This window comes from Bradyrhizobium sp. Bra78, assembly GCF_024519855.1.
Classification (GTDB): domain Bacteria; phylum Pseudomonadota; class Alphaproteobacteria; order Rhizobiales; family Xanthobacteraceae; genus Bradyrhizobium; species Bradyrhizobium japonicum_G.
On the sequence record NZ_JALJRE010000002.1, the window covers coordinates 607,592 to 623,604 of the forward strand.

Sequence of the window (16,013 nt, forward strand, 5' to 3'; positions counted from 1 at the left end):
TGCTTCGTCGCAAGGGCTCCTCGCAATGACGCGGGGAGAGAGCCCGCCCTCTCACCGCTACTCCGCCGCCGCTGCAAAGCGGCTGTTCTCCAGCTCCGCCTCCAGCCGCGCCTTCTCGGCGGCGGCCAGCTTGATGTTGGCTTCCTTGACGTGGCCGAAGCCACGGATGGTCTCCGGCACGCGCGCGAGCCTCGTCAGCAACGGGATCTGTGCGGCATTCAGCCCGGCGATCCGCTGATCGATCATCGCATGATAGTCCTCGACCAGCTTCCGCTCGGTCCGCCGCTCCTCGGTTCGGCCGAACGGATCGAATGCTCCTCCGCGCAAAAACTTCAGCTTGGCGAGCACGCGGAAAGCGTGGATCATCCAGCCACCAAACTCCTGTTTCTGGAGATGACCGGTCGTCTTGTCGCGCTGCGCGAAGATCGGCGGGGCGAGATGGTATTTCAGCGTGAAATCGCCGTCGAATCTTTCGGACACCTTCGTGGCAAAGCTGCCGTCCGTGTAGAGCCGCGCGACCTCGTACTCGTCCTTGTAGGACATCAGCTTGAAGAGGTTCTTCGCCACGGCTTCGGTCAGCTCCGTGGATGCCGGCGAGGCCGCATTCTCCGCCTTCCGCACCTGGGCAACGGCCGCGAGGTAGCGGTCGGCGTACGCCTTGTCCTGATAGCCGGTCAAAAACTCCGCGCGGGTCGCGATGATGTCGTCGAGCGACTTCGTCGGCGCGGATGCCCGGCTCTTGAACTGCAGCACGCTGCGCACCCGCGACATGTCGTGGGCGGCGAGGCGCCCCCAGGTGAAGGCGAGCTTGTTCATCTCGATTGCGGCGCCGTTGATCTCGATGGCGCGGAGCAGAGCCTCCAGCGACAGCGGGATCGCCCCCTTCTGGAAGGCGAAGCCGAGCATGAAGGGGTTGGTCGCGATGCTGTCGCCCATCAATGCGGAGGCAATGCCTGTGGCGTCGATGATGTCGAGGTTCTTCTCGCCGATCGCGTCGCGCAGCACGGTCTGCATCGTGCCCATCTCGAAATCGAGATCGGGATTTTGCACGAAGCTCGCGGTCGGCTGCAGGTCGGCATTGATATAGGCCTTGGTCACGCCACGCTCGGCGCGGCTGAGCGCGGAGGGACCTGCCGAGACGATCATGTCGCAGCCGAGGATGACGTCGGCGCCGCCGGTTGTGATACGGACTGCGGAAATATCCTCCGGCTTCTGCGCGATGCGGACATGGCTCATCACCGCGCCGTTCTTCTGTGACAGGCCGGTGAAATCCAGCGCCGAGCAGCCGCGGCCGTCGACATGGGCGGCCATGCCGAGCAGAGCTCCGATGGTGATGACACCGGTGCCGCCGATGCCGGTGACGAGGATGTTGTACGGCACCTCCAGCTCGCGGGCAGGCGGCAGCGGCAAATCGGCGAACAACTGTCCGGAATCGACCGCCGACGTCTTCATGCGCTTCAGGCTGCCGCCATGCACGGTGACAAAACTCGGACAAAATCCCTCGACGCAGGAAAAGTCCTTGTTGCAGTTCGACTGGTCGATCTGGCGCTTGCGGCCGAACTCGGTCTCCAGAGGTTGCACCGAGACGCAGTTGGAGGCCTGCGAGCAATCGCCGCAGCCTTCGCAGACCAGCTCGTTGATGAAGGCGCGCTTGGCGGGATCGGGATAGAGGCCGCGCTTGCGGCGGCGGCGCTTTTCCGCGGCGCAGGTCTGGTCGTAGACGACGACCGTGAGGCCCTTGATGTCGCGCAGCTCGCGCTGCACGGCATCGAGCTCGCGGCGGTGATGGATGGTCGCGCCTTGCGGGAAGTAGTTGCCGTCAGGGTATTTGCTGGGATCGTCGGAGACGATCGCCAGACGCTTCACTCCCTCTGCCCAGACTTGGTGCGCGATCTGGGCGACGTTGAAGGCGCCTTCAGCGGGCTGGCCGCCGGTCATCGCGACGGCGTCGTTATAGAGAATCTTGTAGGTGATGTTGATGCCTGCGGCGGAGGCGGCGCGCAGCGCCAGCAGGCCGGAGTGGGTGTAGGTACCGTCGCCGAGATTCTGGAAGATGTGCTGCTCGGTGGTGAAGGGTGACTGGCCGATCCAGTTCACGCCCTCGGCGCCCATATGTGAGATCAGATCAGTGCGGCGGGTCGGCATGCTCAGGGCCATGCCGTGGCAGCCGATGCCAGCCATGGCGCGGCTGCCTTCTGGTACGCGCGTCGATGTGTTGTGCGGGCAGCCCGAGCAGAAGAACGGCGTGCGCGCCAGCTTGATTTGCGCAGCGGCCGGAACAGGATTGTCGAACGCCTCGAGCCGCGCCAGCCGCTGCTCCAGCAACGGGCTGTGATGACCGAGCTTTCGCAGCCGCGCCAGGAGTGCGGACGCGACGATGGTCGGCGTCAGCTCGCCTTCGCTCGGCAGCAGCGGCGCGCCACGTTCGTCGCGTTTTCCCGTGACGGTCGGGCGCCTGGACGCATCGATATTGTAGAGGATGCGCATCAGCTGGTCTTCGATGAAGCCGCGCTTCTCCTCGACAACCAGCACGTCCTGAAGACCTTCCGCGAAGCGCTTGGCGCCGCTTTCTTCCAGCGGCCAGGTCATCGCGACCTTGTAGATGCGCAAGCCGAGATCCTGCGCATCCTTGTCGGTAATACCGAGGTCGGCGAGCGCCTGGCGCAGATCGAGATAGGCCTTGCCGGTCGCGACGATGCCGAGCCGCGCCGGCTTTGAATCGAGTACGATGCGGTCGAGCTGGTTGGCGCGGGCAAAGGCCTGCACCGCGGCCATCTTCGGGCCGAACAGGCGCTTCTCCGCATCCAGCGGCGGATCGGGCCAGCGGATATTGAGCCCGCCGGGCGGCATCTCGAAATCGTCGGGGAGCTTGATCTGGATCCGCTCGGGATCGCTGTAGATGGAGGCCGAGCTTTCGACGGTCTCGCTGATCGCCTTGAAGCCGACCCAGCAGCCGGAGAAGCGCGACAGCGCAAAGCCATAGAGGCCGAGATCGAGATAGTCCTGCAGCGTCGCGGGATTGATCACCGGGATCAGCGCCGCCGCGAACACCTGTTCGCTCTGATGCGCCAGCGTCGAGGACTGGCAGCCGTGGTCGTCGCCGGCCAGCGCCAGCACGCCGCCGTTCAGCGAGGTGCCGGCTGCGTTGGCGTGCTTGAGCGCATCAACCGAGCGGTCGACGCCGGGACCCTTGCCGTACCAGATGCCGAACACGCCATCGACCTTGGCGCCGGGAAACAGGCCGACCTGCTGGCTGCCCCAAACGGCGGTGGCCGCGAGGTCCTCGTTGAGGCCGGGGACAAAGGCGATGTCGTGCTGCTGGAGGTGTTCCTTCGCGCGCCACAGCGCATGGTCGTACATGCCGAGCGGGGAACCGCGGTAGCCGGAGATGAAGCCACCGGTGTTGAGGCCCTGGAGCCGGTCGCGTTCGCGCTGCAACATGGGCAGGCGGACCAGGGCCTGAGTGCCGGACAGGAAGATCCGCTTCGATTCGAGCCGGTATTTATCGTCCAGCTCGACTTGCAACAGCGTCATTTCGGAAGTCCTCGTCTCTTGTTCGGCGTGGGGTTGCGCTGCGGGAGGGGGAGCGGCTGCGCGACGCGAATTGTGACAGTCAAGAGCATGGGCCAGCGAAGTCAATATCGCTGGCCGCATCCGTGGCGCTCCTGCTAGTCATGGCTTCCAGTGGAGAGCACCATGGCTGCAAACGCATTCGACACCGAAATCACAGAGACGGCCGAGGCGCTGATCGGACCGTGGCGCCAGCCGCGTCAGATGCTGCAGGCGCAAACTTACGACGCGCACGCGTCCATCCATGACGATGCGACTGCGCAAAAGCTCGGCTTCAAGGGCGGCACCATCGAGGGGCCGACGCATTTCAGCCAGTTCGCGCCGCTCGGCGAGCGCCTGTGGGGACGCGCCTGGTTCGAGAGCGGTTGCCTCTCCGCGCACTATCGCAGCGTCTGCTACGAAGGCGAGGAGGTGCAGGCGATCCTGTCGAAGCCGCTGCCCGGCACAAGCCAGTGTCAAATCCAGATGGTCAAGCGTGACGGCACCGAAGTGCTGCGCGGCACCGCCTCGCTCGGTGATCCGTCAGTGCCGACCGCCCTCGAGACGCGTCTGGCCGAACTCAAGCCGCTCGCCGATCCCGTGATCCTTCGCGACGTGAAGGTGGCGCAAACGAGCAAGCGGCGGGCGGTGCGGATGGCGTTCGACCAGACCATGGGCGATCTCTATCCATTCTCGCTGCAGCAGAAGCTCGCCGTCATCACCGAGGCCTCGCCATACTATTCGAGCGCCAACGATTCTTCTTCGAATCCTTGGCGCAAGGCCATCATCCCGATGGAGATGCTGAGCGTGCTGTTCCAGTACCGCTCCAAGGAGGATCCGCTCCCGGCCAAGGGTCCGGCGGTCGGCCTGTTTGCGGATCAGGAGATCAGGCTCATCAAGGGGCCGCTCTTCGTCGACGAAGAATACGAGGTCGAGCGCGAGGTGGTCGCGCTGTCCGGCAGTCGACGCACCGAGAGCGCCTGGATGAGGACGCGCGTGTTCGACAAGGCGGGCACGGTGGTGGCGACCATGCTGCTCAACATGGCGACGCTGAAGGATTCGTATGCACCCTATGAGGACGAGCATCGGCGCCTGTACGGAAGTACTGCCCGCTAGGAAAGCGAGCGCCACCGCCGCTCATCCTTTGAGCAATTGCACGTCGCTAAGCCGTCGCACAGGGAATAAGCAGCCGGTAGTTCTCCTTCTAACTTCCTGACAGCACAGCGAATTTCTTCGGAGATTTCGCTCCCCAGCTATTGTACACAATGGCATGGCGCTTGCAGAACTCCTGGCAAAGAGAGTTCTCGCGGGGCCTGCGTCATGTTGAACTCAGCCAAGCCGACACTGGGCGTCATCAGCGCCGAGCCCGAGCCGATCAAGCTCGACTGGCCCGCCACCGCGCTTCTCATCATCGACATGCAGCGCGACTTCATGGAGCCCGGCGGCTTCGGCGAGACGCTCGGCAACGACGTCAGCCAGCTCGCGCGCGCGGTCAAGCCGATCGGTGCCGTGCTGAAGGCGGCGCGCGACGCCGGCATGCTGGTGATCCACACCCGCGAGGGCCATCTGCCCGATCTGTCGGACGCGCCGCCGGCGAAAGTCGAGCGCGGTGCGCCGTCCCTGCGCATCGGCGATCCCGGCCCGATGGGCCGCATCCTCATTCGCGGCGAGGCCGGCCACGACATCATCCCGGAGCTTTATCCGCTCGACAGCGAGGTCGTGATCGACAAGCCCGGCAAGGGTGCGTTCTACGCCACCGAGCTGACGGACGTGCTGGAGAAATACGGTATCGAGAATTTGCTGGTGTGCGGCGTCACAACGGAAGTGTGCGTCAACACCACCGTGCGCGAGGCCAATGACCGCGGCTACCGCTGCGTCGTCATCTCGGACGGCTGCGCATCCTACTTTCCCGAGTTTCACGAAATGGGCCTGAAGATGATCAAGGCCCAGGGCGGCATCTTCGGCTGGGTCGCGAGCTCAGCTGCGGTACTGGAGGCGATGAAGACTTCGGACATTTCAGCTTAGGGGCATCACCATGAGCACAGGTATGACGGGGACGGCAGGCAAATCTGATCTGAGCAAGTCCGAGTTCAAGCCGGCACTTTGGACACCGGGCGACTGGAACGCGTTTTTCGGCTTCGGTACCAACATCCTCGTCAACATGCTGGTGCTCACGGGCCTGTTGCGCTTTGTGTTGAAGATGCCGGACAGTCTGGTGTTCGGCCGCATCCTGCCCGCGCTCGGGCTGATGATGTGCCTCTCCACCTTCTATTATGCCTTTCTCGCTTATCGTCTCGCGCAGAAGACCGGCCGCAACGACGTCTGCGCGCTGCCCTCGGGCGTCAGCGTGCCGCACATGTTCATCGTCACCTTCGTGATCATGCTGCCGATCACGCTCAAGACCGGCGATCCGCTGAAGGGCTGGTCCGCCGGCCTCGTCTGGGTGTTCTTCCAGAGCTTTATCCTGATGATCGGCGGCTTCATCGCGCCGTTCATCCGAAAGATCACGCCGCGCGCGGCGCTGCTCGGCACGCTCGCCGGCGTCTCCGTCACCTTCATCTCGATGCGCCCGGCGCTGGAGATGTACATGACGCCGCAGATCGGTCTGGTCTGCTTCGCCATCATTCTGGTGAGCTGGTTCGGCGGCGTGAAATATTGGCGCGGCATTCCGGCGGGCCTCGTCGCCATCGCGGTCGGCATGATCATCGCCTGGGGCTCGAACCTGTTCGGCCTCGGTCTCGGCGGATTGAGCATCGCCGGCGTCGGCGCAGCTTTTGCCAATTTCGGCTTCTCGGTGCCGATCCCGGCGGTGGGCCACGTGTTCTCCGGCTTCGAATTCCTCGGCGTCATCCTGGTCACGGCCATTCCGTTCGGCATCTACGACCTCGTCGAGGCCATGGACAATGTCGAGAGCGCGGAAGCCGCCGGCGACGAATATCCGACCACGCGCGTGCTCACTGCCGACGGAATCGTCAGCCTGATCGGCTGCCTGATGGGCAACCCCTTCATCAACGCGGTCTATATCGGCCATCCCGGCTGGAAGGCGATGGGCGGCCGCATCGGCTATTCGGCTGCGACCGGCATCATGGTGGTCGTGCTGGCCTGGTTCGGCATCATCTCGGTGCTGCTGGCGCTGGTGCCGGTGGTCGCGATCTCGCCGATCCTGCTCTATATCGGCATGCTGATCGGCGCGCAGGCGTTCCAGACCACGCCGGTCAAGCATGCGCCCGCGATCGTGCTGGCGCTGACGCCGCATCTGGCCGCCTGGGCCAAGCTCCAGATCGACACGATGCTGGGCTCGACCATGAATGCGGCGGCGACCGTCGGCGGCATGGCCGCCGACAAGGCCGACGCGGTCAAGCTGGCTGCGATCGCCGCGCTGCCGCAGCAGGGCGTGTTCTATCACGGGTTAGAGGTGATGGGCGGAGGCTCCATTCTCGGCGGCCTCATCCTGGGTGCGATCGGCGTCTTCATCATCGAGCGCGATTTCGAGAAGGCTTCGGCGTTTGCGCTGGTTGGTGCGGTTCTCACCTACTTTGGCTTCATGCACGGCGAAGCCGTCGGCATCGGTGGCGGCTTTGGCGTGACGCCGGCCGTGGCGTTCGCCTACGCGGTGATGGCCGCCGGTCTGTTCGCGGCCAGCAGGCTCGGCGCCAGCGAGCCCTACGTTGCGCATCCGGAGATGCACGCGGCACCGGCGGAGTAGGCAGGCAAAAACGACGCGGCCGAGCGACATGTAACGCCCGGCCGTTTCATTTCAGCCGCCCTTCACAGCTCCAGCCGTGAGCCCGGCAACGATCTGGCGCTGGGCAAATACCGTCAGCAGCAGCACCGGCAGGGTGACGATCAGCGCCGCAGCCGCCAGCGGCCCCCAGCTCAGCTGGTCGAACGAGATCATGTTGTAGACCGCGACGGGCAGGGTGCGCGTCTCGCGCCCGGCCAGCACGATGCCGAACACGAAGTTGTTCCAGGAGAAGATCACGGCCAGGATGAAGGCGACCGCGATGCCGGGCTTTGCGATCGGCAGCGCGACATGGCGAAACACCTGCCAGCGCGTGGCACCGTCGATGAGGGCGGCTTCCTCCAGTTCCATCGGCGTCGTCTCGAAATAGCCGATCATGATCCAGATCACGATCGGGACCGTCACGACGAGGTGGATGATGATCTGCGGCACCAGCGTGCCGAGCAATCCCAGCCATTGAAACAGCAGGAACAGCGGAATCAGGTAGGACAGGCCGGGCGTAATGCGGGCGATGAGGATCACGATCGCGGATTTGTGCGCGGCCATGCGCGCGATGCCGTAGCCGGCGGGGACGCCGACCAGCAGAGCCAGCGCGGTCGCGCTGCCGGTCACGATCAGGCTGTTGACGAAATAGGTCAGGAAACGGTTGGACGCCAGCACGTCGGCATAGTTCTTCCAGGCGATGCGCTCCGGGAAGAACACCGGCGGGTAGGCGGCATTGTCGACCTCGAATTTGAGCGAGAGCGACGCCATCCAGAGGAAGAACAGGATCGCCGGCGACACGATGACGAACACCGAGAGCCAGAGGCCGATCCTGCCCATGACCTGGCGCAGGTTGATCTGTCGTAGATTGGTCTGGCTTGGGTTCATGCGCCGCTCGAGATCTCGGTCCACAGCATGCGCTGACGGGCGTACAGCATCACCGCCGCAAGCAGGACAATCAGCAGGAAGAACACGACCGCGATCGCCGAGCCGTAGCCGAGGTCATAATAAGTGAAAGCGACGCTGTAGAGGTAGATGTTGATCGTCTCCGAGGCCGAGCCCGGCCCTCCTTGCGTGATCGCGAAGATGATATCGAAGCTTTTCACCGCGTCGATCATGCGGATCATGCCGGCGATGAACAGGAACGGCATGATCAGCGGCAACGTGATGAAACGAAACACCTGCCAGAAGCTGGCGCCGTCGATCTGCGCGCTCTCATAGGGCTCGGTCGGAATTGCGGCGAGGCCGCCGAGCACGATCAGCATGACCAGCGGCGTCCACTGCCAGGTCTCGACCAGCACGAGTGAGGGAATCACGGTTGCAGGGTGGAAGACCCAGAGCTGTGCGGGGAGTCCGACCAGCGACAGCAGGTAATTCAGGATGCCGAGCTGGGGATGGAACATCATGGTCCAGACCAGCGCGATCGCGACGGGCGTTGCCATCATCGGCATGATGAAGATGCCGCGCAGGAAGCCGCGGCCGGCGAATTTCTGGTGAAACACCACGGCGGCAAGCGTGCCGAGGATCAGGGGCAGCAACACCGACAGGACGGTGTAAACCATGGTGTGGCCCACCGCCTCGAGGAAGCGCGGATCGCTCGTCAGCCGCAGATAGTTGGAGAGTCCAACGAAGGTGGTGGGCGAGCCGACCTTCCACTCGTTCAGGCTCATCCAGATCGTGAAGACCCACGGGAATATAATGATGGTGAGCACGACGACCAGCGCCGGTACCACGAACGGCCAGTAGGACGGCGGCCGCAACTCCTTCTCCGGCGCGGCATCAGACTGTGCCGCGGCCGGAGCCGATTGTGTCAATGCGCTCACGCCTTTTCGCTACGCTCCAGGATCGGCCGGTACTGCTCGTGCGCCTTCTTCAGCTCGGTCGCAGGATCGGCGCCGGCCAGTGTCGCGGTGATGGCAGCACCGACGAGATCGCGGAATTCGGCGACCGGAATCACGACAGGCAGGCCGAGCTTGCTGATCTTGGCAGAATCGATCACCGATTGCAGCCATTCCTTGGGCATTTTCACGCCCTGCTGGACTGCGGGATCGCCAAGGATCGAGTTGCGGAACGGCACGCCGCCGCCGGCTTGCAACAGCCGCGCGCCCTGCTGCTTCGAGACCGCCCACTGGCAGAGCAGATAGGCGGCTTCCTTGTTCTTGCTCGCCGCCGCAATGCCGAGGCCGTCGCCATAAGTGGCCGAATATTGTCCCTTCGGTCCGGCCGGGACGACGGTATATCCGACCTTGCCGACGACGCGCGAGGCGGCCGGATCCTCCAGCGGCGGCGCCCAGCCGACGCCGTCGATCCACATCGCCGAGCGTCCTTGCGTGAACGAGGCCATCGACTCCATCCAGTTGAAGCCGGCCACGCCGGGCGGAGCGACTTTCGTCAGCAGCGTCTGATAGAGCTTCGTTGCCGCAATCGCTTCCGGACCGTCGGTCAGGATGTTGCCCTTGGCGTCGAGGAATTCGCCGCCATAGTCGAGGAAGAAGTTGGTCCACAACGTCATGTTGGCGTTGCGCAGGCCGCGTCCGACGAAGCCGTAGGTGCCTTCCTTGGTATCCGTGAGCTTCTCGGCGGCCGCAACCATCTCGTCGAGCGTCTTGGGGATTGCGACGCCCTTCTTCTGAAACAGCTCCTTGTTGTAGTAGAGGATGAAATAGTCGACCGACCAGGGCAGCGACAGCATCTGGCCCTTGTCGTTCTTGGCGTATTGCAGGCCCGCGGCCGAGAAATCGCTCTCGACGAGATCGGGCGCGGTCAGCGTCGGGTCTTTCATGTAGGGCGTTAAGTCGGCGAGCCAGCCGCCCTTTTCAAACTGCCGCTTCTGCACGTGATAGCTGAGATGGATGACGTCGAAGCTCGGCCGGCCGGAGGTCAGCTCGATCACCACCTTCTGGCGCTGCTGCTGCTCGGGAATCTGCTCGGATTCCACCTGGATGCCGGTGAGCTCGGTAAATTCCTTGATGTACTTTTGCAGATTGTCGCCGCGCGGGCCCTTGGCGAGGATGACCTCCAGCTTGGTCCCGGCGTATTTCTTCCAATTGACCTCGGCGTGCGCCGGCATTCCGGTCAGGCTGAGTGCGCCCGCCGCCGCGGTGCCCTTCAAGAGCGTACGACGTGATATGTTGTGGTTGGTCACTTCAAATCCTCCCTTTGTTCATTCTCTTTGGGAGGGATACTAGCGACCGTGCCGCGTCTGCCTAGTCCTAATCTACGATCAGGGGCGAACGGCCGGTGTCTCCATTGGCAGGCCGCGCGCCCGCGACATCAGGTAAAGCTCGAGCGCGACCAGCTCGGGCGAGCCGTAATCATAGGCCTGGGCGCGAACGCCGGTCATGCAACTGCGCAACCGGCGCTCGATCGACCCCAGTGTCTGCCACTCCAGGCGGTAAAGCGGATAGCCGGTCGGCTGCGCTTGCGTGATCGGCGCGCCCGCGAGGCGCTTGTCGAAATTGTGGTCGTGGCAATTGGCGCAGGCGAGGTTTAGCTGGCCCTCGCGCTGCATGAAAAGGTCGCGGCCCTGTTCGAGGAAGGGCTTGAGCTCCGGATCGCCGCCGGCCGTGATCGGAACGCCGCGGGACTGGTGGGCGACAAAGGCGGACAGCGCCAGCAGGTCGCGGCTCTCGTAGGACAGCGGTGTCGCTTTCTGATGATTGCCCCGGCAGAGGTTGATGCGCTGATCGAGCGTGACGGGACGCGCTAGCGTCTTGTCGAGGGCGGGATAGCGCGCTGCGACGCCTTTCATGCTGCTCCGGGCATCGCCATGGCAATCCGCACAGGCTTTCTCCGCGCTGCCGGTCTTCTTCGTCCAGAGCGCCTCGCCGTCGAGCACGAACAACATGCCCGGATTGGACGTGTCGTCATCCTGCATCGCGCGGCTGTCCCGACCCATGAAGGAATAGCCGGAGCGGCGCTCGTCCGGCGGAATCTCGCCGGCGAGCAGGGCGGAGTTCGTGGCGAGAAGCGCCGCCGCCGCTATCGCGCGCCAGAAAATCATTCGACCGTGATCGATGCCGATGCGCTGGACGAATAGCCGTTGTCGCCGGTCCACTCGAACTCGAACTTGCCGCTTTCTTTCGCAACCGTGAAGAACGACAGATATGGATTCGCCGCGATTGCCGGGAAGAGGTCGGCGCTGAAGATCTCGGTGCCGTTGTAGCGGCAGGTGAAGCTCGTGACGATGTCGCGTGGTACCAGCGCGCCGTCCGCGGTGTGACGGAAGCCGGTTTCCATGATGTGGGAGGTCAGCGTGCGGATCTCGATGATGTCGCCGCGTCTGGCCTTCGCCGGAACGTTGATGAGCGCGGTCATCAGTTCATCTCCTCGGTGCAGGCGGCGAGCGTCACGACGACGTCGGCGGCAACCTGCCAGAAAGTGTCATCGGAGAGGCGTGCGATCGCGATCACCCTCTGGGTGTCGGCGAGCCGGATCCTCGTCGAAACCTGGGCGCGGCCGGCCGAAAGGCCGAGATGGAAATTGCCGATGTTCGGCTGCGGGTTCTTCTCGTTGAAAACGTGGATGCTCTTGACGTAATCATCCGCGGTCATCGGGCTGGCGACGCTCACGGTCATCGGCACCGTGTTGCCGTTCTCGACCAGCGGTGGAATGTCGAGCTTCACCTTGCCGGTTCGTACAGCGGCTTCGCCGACGATGTTGCGTACCGCGGCGGTGAGCATCGCTGGTGTCGCTTGAAGCGGCTGCAGCGTGACGATCGGAATCGCCCCGGCGGCCGTCACGCCTCCGGCAAGGCCCAGGAATCGTCGTCGCGTGGTCGGCATGAACCTAGTCCCGAAGCGTTGCAAGAAAGGCCACGATGTCCTCGATCTCGGCGGCCGACAATATCGGTTTGCCGACAAAATTGCGCCCGACCCGCACGAGCCCGCCATTGCGATAATAGGACGGCATGATGGTCTGTGGGTTGAAGCGCGCCGCATCGACCAGCCGAAGCCGCAACTGGCTCGCCGACCAGCGGTTCCCGGTCCCCCTAAGGTCGGGCGCGAGGTCACCCTGGAACCGCGTTTCCGGGAAGGGGCCGGAATGGCAGAGGATGCAGGTCGTGGTGCGCGCGAGCACCAGCGCGCGGCCGCGCGCGGTATCGCCGGGCGCGCCGGTGAGCGATTGGCCAATTCCGTCGCCGGTGATCCTGTAGGGCACGAGGTCTTGTGCTTCTGCACCAGAGGCAAGAGTGGCGGCGACCAGCGTTGCGATATGGAGAGATGTCCTAGCCAAAGGTATCCGCCGTGATGGTTTGAAACCAGCGCTCGGCCTCGGCTGCCTCGCGGGCGCGCAGTTCTCGCGGGGCGTCGACCGGGCTGGTCGCGCCGCCCTCGACCTCGGCAAAGATATCGCCTTTGGGCTGGTAATTGCCGGCCAGCGAAAAGCCGTAACCGGGCGCGACGGTGTTGTAGCAGACGCCGGTCAGCCGCGGCGCCTCTGGCGTGCGACCCGCGAGCAGACTGACGATGGCAGCGGCGCAGGCCTTGCCCTGCGCGCTTGCGGCTGACGCCGATTTGGGAATGCCGCCGCCGAGACAGGCATCGCCGACGACATGGATGTTTGGGACGAGCTTCGACTCGAAAGTCGCAGGGTCGATCGGGCACCAGCCGGTCGCATCCGCAGCGCCGGCGATCCCGGCGATGAGGCCGGCGCGCTGCGGCGGGATGACGTTGGCGACGTCAGGGGTGTAGTTGCCGAACTCGGTGACGATGGTCTTGGTCGAAGCGTCAACCGAAGTCACGCGGCCGCCTTGCGACAGCGCGATGCGCTCGATCATGTCGCCGTAGAGCTCCTTCCACGCCCTCTCGAATAGCCGCTGCTGGGAGAAAGTGTCCTTGGCATCCAAGACCAGCACCTTCGAGCGCGGCTTGTTGATCTTCAGGTAATGCGCGATCAGGCTGGCGCGCTCGTAAGGCGCAGGCGGACAGCGCGAGGGATTGGCGGGGATCGTAATGGCAACCGTGCCGCCGTCCGGCATTGCCTCCAACTGCTTGCGCAGTAAAAGCGTCTGAGCGCCGGCCTTCCAGGCGTGCGGCATCTTTTCCGCCGCGGCCTCGTCGTAGCCGGGCAGGGCTTCGAAGTGGAAGTCGATGCCGGGGGAGAGCACAAGACGGTCGTAGGGCAGCGCAACACCATCGGCCGTCAAGATGCTGCGCCGCTGCGTCTCGATCGTGGTCACGGCCTGGCCGATCACGGTGACGCCCTGGGCCGCGAGCTTGTCGTAGCCAAACTGCTGCGCGTCGATGTCGCGCAGGCCCGCAATCACCTCGTTGCTGAAGGGGCAGGAAGTGAAGACTGCATTGGGCTCAATCAGGATGACCTGCAGGTTTCCCTGCGCACGCTTCAGCGCGCGAGCGCAGGCCGCGCCGCCAAAGCCGCCGCCGACCACGACGACGCGGCCTGCGGACTGCGCACGCAGGATCGAAGGTACGGCGAACGATGTGGCCGCGGCGGTGATGCCGAGGACGGCATTCCGCCGTGTCACCGGCGCATTCATGGGCCTCATCCGGAAAATGCCGCGGCGGCCGTCGTGGCCGCCGCGGCGTCTCTTAGGCGAAGGTGATGTTCTGGTCGCGCAACGGCACAGAGCGGATGCGCTTGCCGGTCGCGGCGAAGTACGCATTGAGCACCGCCGGCGCCGCGACGCCAATGGTCGGCTCGCCGACACCGCCCCAGAACCCGCCGCTCGGCACCATCACCGCTTCCACCTTCGGCATCTCGTTGATGCGCATCGAGTTGTAGGTGTCGAAGTTGGTTTGCTCGATTTTGCCGTCCTTGACGGTGCAGCCGCCGTAGAACAGTGCGGAGAGGCCGTAGACGAAGGAGCCGGCGATCTGCCGCTCCACCTGCGCCGGATTGACGACGTAGCCTGGATCGGTGGAGGCGACGATGCGATGCACCTTGATCTTGTTGCCGTCGGTCACCGAGATTTCGGCGGCACCGGCGACATAGCTTCCATAGCCCATGACCTGCGCGATGCCGCGATAGACGCCCTGCGGCGCCGGCGTGGTCCAGCCGATCTTTTCGGCCACGGCATTGAGCACCGCCAGATGCTTGGGATGTTTGCCCATCAGCTTGCGGCGGAATTCGAGCGGGTCCTGCCCTGCGGCCTGGGCCAGTTCGTCCATGAAGCATTCCATGTAGATCGCGTTGTGATTGACGTTGACGCCGCGCCAGAAGCCGGGCGGAACGTGCGGATTGCGCATCGCATGCTCGATCAGGAGGTTCGGCACCGAATAGCCGAACGCGGCCTCGCCGGATTGGGCGACGCCCTGGAATGCAGCCGGATCCATGCCGTTCTGCAGCGCTTCGGGGCGGAGCGAGAACAGGATCGACTGTCCGGACAGGCGGTAGTGCAGCGCGACCAGATTATTGTCGGCATCGAACGCGCCGGTCATCTTGCACTGGGTGATCGGATGATACCTGCCGTGCGCCATGTCCTCTTCGCGTGACCACAACAGCTTGATCGGCGTGCCCGGCATCTGCTTGGCGATTATGACCGCCTGGCGGACATAGTCGGTCTGGCCGCGCCGGCCGAAGCCGCCGCCGGGCATCACCTTGTGCACGTCGCACTTCTCGGCCGGCAGGCCGGACGCCTCCAGCACCGCCGCGAAGGCGGCCTCGCCATTCTGCGTGCCGCACCAGGCCTCGCACTTGTCTGCCGTGTAGAGCACGGTGGCGTTCATCGGCTCCATCGTGGCATGGTTCTGGTAGGGGTAGCTGTAGACGGCGTCGATCTTCCTGGCTGCGCCGGCAATCGCGGCCTTGGCGTCGCCGTTCTTGTTGCCGACATAGGCCGGCTGGCCGTTGTCGAGGCCCTCGGCCAGCCATTTTGCAATGGACTCGCTCGAGACCTTGGCGTTGTCGCCCTCGTCCCAGACGATCGGCAGCGCTTCCAGCGCGGTCTTGGCGTGCCACCAGGTGTCGGCAACGACCGCGACCGCGGTATCGCCGACCTTGACGACCTGCTTGACGCCTTTCATGCCGGCGATCTTGGCTTCGTCAAAGCTCTTCAGCTTGCCGCCGAACACCGGGCAGTCCTTGATCGCGGCGTTCAGCATGCCCGGCAGCTTGACGTCGATGCCGTAGATCATGGCGCCGGTGGTCTTGTCGGCGGTGTCGAGCCGCCTCACGCCTTTGCCGATCAGCTTCCAGTCCTTCGGATCCTTCAGCTTGACGTCGGACGGTGGCGTCAGCTTGGCTGCGGCCTCGGCCACCTTGCCGTAGGTGGTGGTCTTGCCGGATGGCGCATGGGTGATGACGCTGTTCGCGGCGGTGCATTCGGACGCCGGGACTTTCCACGCATCGGCGGCGGCCTGGATCAGCATCAGGCGCGCGGTGGCGCCGCCCTTGCGGACATAGTCGTGCGAAGAGCGGATGCCGCGGCTGCCGCCGGTCGAGAAATCGCCCCAGACGCGCTTGCGGGCAACGCTCTGGCCCGGTGTCGGATATTCGGTCGAGACCTTCGACCAGTCGCATTCGAGTTCCTCGGCGACGAGCTGGGCGAGGCCGGTGAGCGAGCCCTGGCCCATCTCGGAGCGGGCGATGCGGATCACGACGGCATCGTCGGGCCTGACCACGACCCAGGCGCCGATCTCGGGCGAGCCGTCGGCCGCGCGCACCACGGCGGGGCCGCCGAACGGGAGATCGAGGCCGATCGCAAGGCCGGTGCCGACCGCGGCGGTGCCGATGACGAAGGCACGGCGGTTCATCTTGGGAGAGACGTGCTTGTTCATGG

13 protein-coding genes are annotated in these 16,013 nt (G+C 64.6%); 3 read left to right on the plus strand and 10 right to left on the minus strand.

What is annotated here, in order from left to right; all coding sequences use genetic code 11:
* Positions 1-57: 57 nt before the first annotated feature.
* Positions 58-3,534, minus strand: a complete 3,477-nt coding sequence (locus OC450_RS06875) for an indolepyruvate ferredoxin oxidoreductase family protein (protein WP_211382603.1) — start codon at positions 3,532-3,534, stop codon at positions 58-60.
* Positions 3,535-3,696: 162 nt separating this feature from the next.
* Here OC450_RS06875 and OC450_RS06880 point away from each other — a divergent pair, with 162 nt between their 5' ends.
* From OC450_RS06880 to OC450_RS06890, 3 genes are all read left to right on the plus strand, one after another.
* Positions 3,697-4,665 carry a hypothetical protein gene (locus tag OC450_RS06880; protein ID WP_211382604.1) on the plus strand — a complete coding sequence of 323 codons (969 nt, stop codon included), beginning with the start codon at positions 3,697-3,699 and terminating at the stop codon, positions 4,663-4,665.
* Positions 4,666-4,869: 204 nt separating this feature from the next.
* Positions 4,870-5,574, plus strand: coding sequence for a cysteine hydrolase family protein (locus tag OC450_RS06885; protein WP_211382605.1), 705 nt, complete (start codon positions 4,870-4,872; stop codon positions 5,572-5,574).
* Positions 5,575-5,584: 10 nt separating this feature from the next.
* Entirely contained in the window at positions 5,585-7,255 is a 1,671-nt protein-coding gene (locus tag OC450_RS06890; RefSeq protein WP_211382606.1) for a regulator, read from the plus strand.
* A gap of 51 nt (positions 7,256-7,306) precedes the next feature.
* Here the strand turns inward: OC450_RS06890 and OC450_RS06895 are convergent, their stop codons facing one another.
* The 9 genes from OC450_RS06895 to OC450_RS06935 all read right to left on the minus strand — a co-directional run bounded on the left by OC450_RS06895 (position 7,307) and on the right by OC450_RS06935 (position 16,011).
* Positions 7,307-8,161 (minus strand): carbohydrate ABC transporter permease, encoded by an 855-nt coding sequence (locus OC450_RS06895; RefSeq protein WP_249128933.1) that lies wholly within the window; start codon positions 8,159-8,161, stop codon positions 7,307-7,309.
* Positions 8,158-9,096 (minus strand): carbohydrate ABC transporter permease, encoded by a 939-nt coding sequence (locus tag OC450_RS06900; RefSeq protein ID WP_262047516.1) that lies wholly within the window; start codon positions 9,094-9,096, stop codon positions 8,158-8,160. Before OC450_RS06900 ends, OC450_RS06895 begins: the two co-directional genes overlap by 4 nt.
* Positions 9,093-10,418, minus strand: a complete 1,326-nt coding sequence (locus OC450_RS06905) for an ABC transporter substrate-binding protein (protein WP_211382608.1) — start codon at positions 10,416-10,418, stop codon at positions 9,093-9,095. The genes OC450_RS06900 and OC450_RS06905 overlap by 4 nt, the downstream gene beginning before the upstream one ends.
* Positions 10,419-10,496: 78 nt before the next feature.
* Positions 10,497-11,276, minus strand: a complete 780-nt coding sequence (soxA, locus tag OC450_RS06910; protein WP_262047517.1) for a sulfur oxidation c-type cytochrome SoxA — start codon at positions 11,274-11,276, stop codon at positions 10,497-10,499.
* Positions 11,273-11,590, minus strand: coding sequence for a thiosulfate oxidation carrier complex protein SoxZ (gene soxZ, locus OC450_RS06915; protein ID WP_211382610.1), 318 nt, complete (start codon positions 11,588-11,590; stop codon positions 11,273-11,275). The genes soxA and soxZ overlap by 4 nt, the downstream gene beginning before the upstream one ends.
* The gene (locus tag OC450_RS06920; RefSeq protein ID WP_211382611.1) at positions 11,590-12,057 is read right to left on the minus strand and encodes a SoxY-related AACIE arm protein; all 468 of its coding nucleotides are present in this window, start codon (positions 12,055-12,057) and stop codon (positions 11,590-11,592) included. The genes soxZ and OC450_RS06920 overlap by 1 nt, the downstream gene beginning before the upstream one ends.
* Positions 12,058-12,061: 4 nt before the next feature.
* Complete coding sequence (soxX, locus tag OC450_RS06925) at positions 12,062-12,508, minus strand: sulfur oxidation c-type cytochrome SoxX (RefSeq protein WP_211382612.1); 447 nt, start codon at positions 12,506-12,508, stop codon at positions 12,062-12,064.
* A complete protein-coding gene (locus tag OC450_RS06930; protein ID WP_211382613.1) occupies positions 12,501-13,772 on the minus strand; it encodes an NAD(P)/FAD-dependent oxidoreductase in 1,272 nt (423 codons plus the stop codon). The genes soxX and OC450_RS06930 overlap by 8 nt, the downstream gene beginning before the upstream one ends.
* A 52-nt stretch (positions 13,773-13,824) precedes the next feature.
* Positions 13,825-16,011, minus strand: coding sequence for a xanthine dehydrogenase family protein molybdopterin-binding subunit (locus tag OC450_RS06935; RefSeq protein ID WP_211382614.1), 2,187 nt, complete (start codon positions 16,009-16,011; stop codon positions 13,825-13,827).
* Positions 16,012-16,013: the final 2 nt, after the last annotated feature.

Bases quoted from the DNA above. Each gene is read 5' to 3' on its own strand.
- OC450_RS06875 (WP_211382603.1), bottom strand. From the start codon at position 3,534: ATGACGCTGTTGCAAGTCGAGCTGGACGATAAATACCGGCTCGAATCG.
- OC450_RS06880 (WP_211382604.1), top strand. From the start codon at position 3,697: ATGGCTGCAAACGCATTCGACACCGAAATCACAGAGACGGCCGAGGCG.
- OC450_RS06885 (WP_211382605.1), top strand. From the start codon at position 4,870: ATGTTGAACTCAGCCAAGCCGACACTGGGCGTCATCAGCGCCGAGCCC.
- OC450_RS06890 (WP_211382606.1), top strand. From the start codon at position 5,585: ATGAGCACAGGTATGACGGGGACGGCAGGCAAATCTGATCTGAGCAAG.
- OC450_RS06895 (WP_249128933.1), bottom strand. From the start codon at position 8,161: ATGAACCCAAGCCAGACCAATCTACGACAGATCAACCTGCGCCAGGTC.
- soxA (WP_262047517.1), bottom strand. From the start codon at position 11,276: ATGATTTTCTGGCGCGCGATAGCGGCGGCGGCGCTTCTCGCCACGAAC.
- soxZ (WP_211382610.1), bottom strand. From the start codon at position 11,590: ATGACCGCGCTCATCAACGTTCCGGCGAAGGCCAGACGCGGCGACATC.
- OC450_RS06920 (WP_211382611.1), bottom strand. From the start codon at position 12,057: ATGCCGACCACGCGACGACGATTCCTGGGCCTTGCCGGAGGCGTGACG.
- OC450_RS06930 (WP_211382613.1), bottom strand. From the start codon at position 13,772: ATGAATGCGCCGGTGACACGGCGGAATGCCGTCCTCGGCATCACCGCC.
- OC450_RS06935 (WP_211382614.1), bottom strand. From the start codon at position 16,011: ATGAACAAGCACGTCTCTCCCAAGATGAACCGCCGTGCCTTCGTCATC.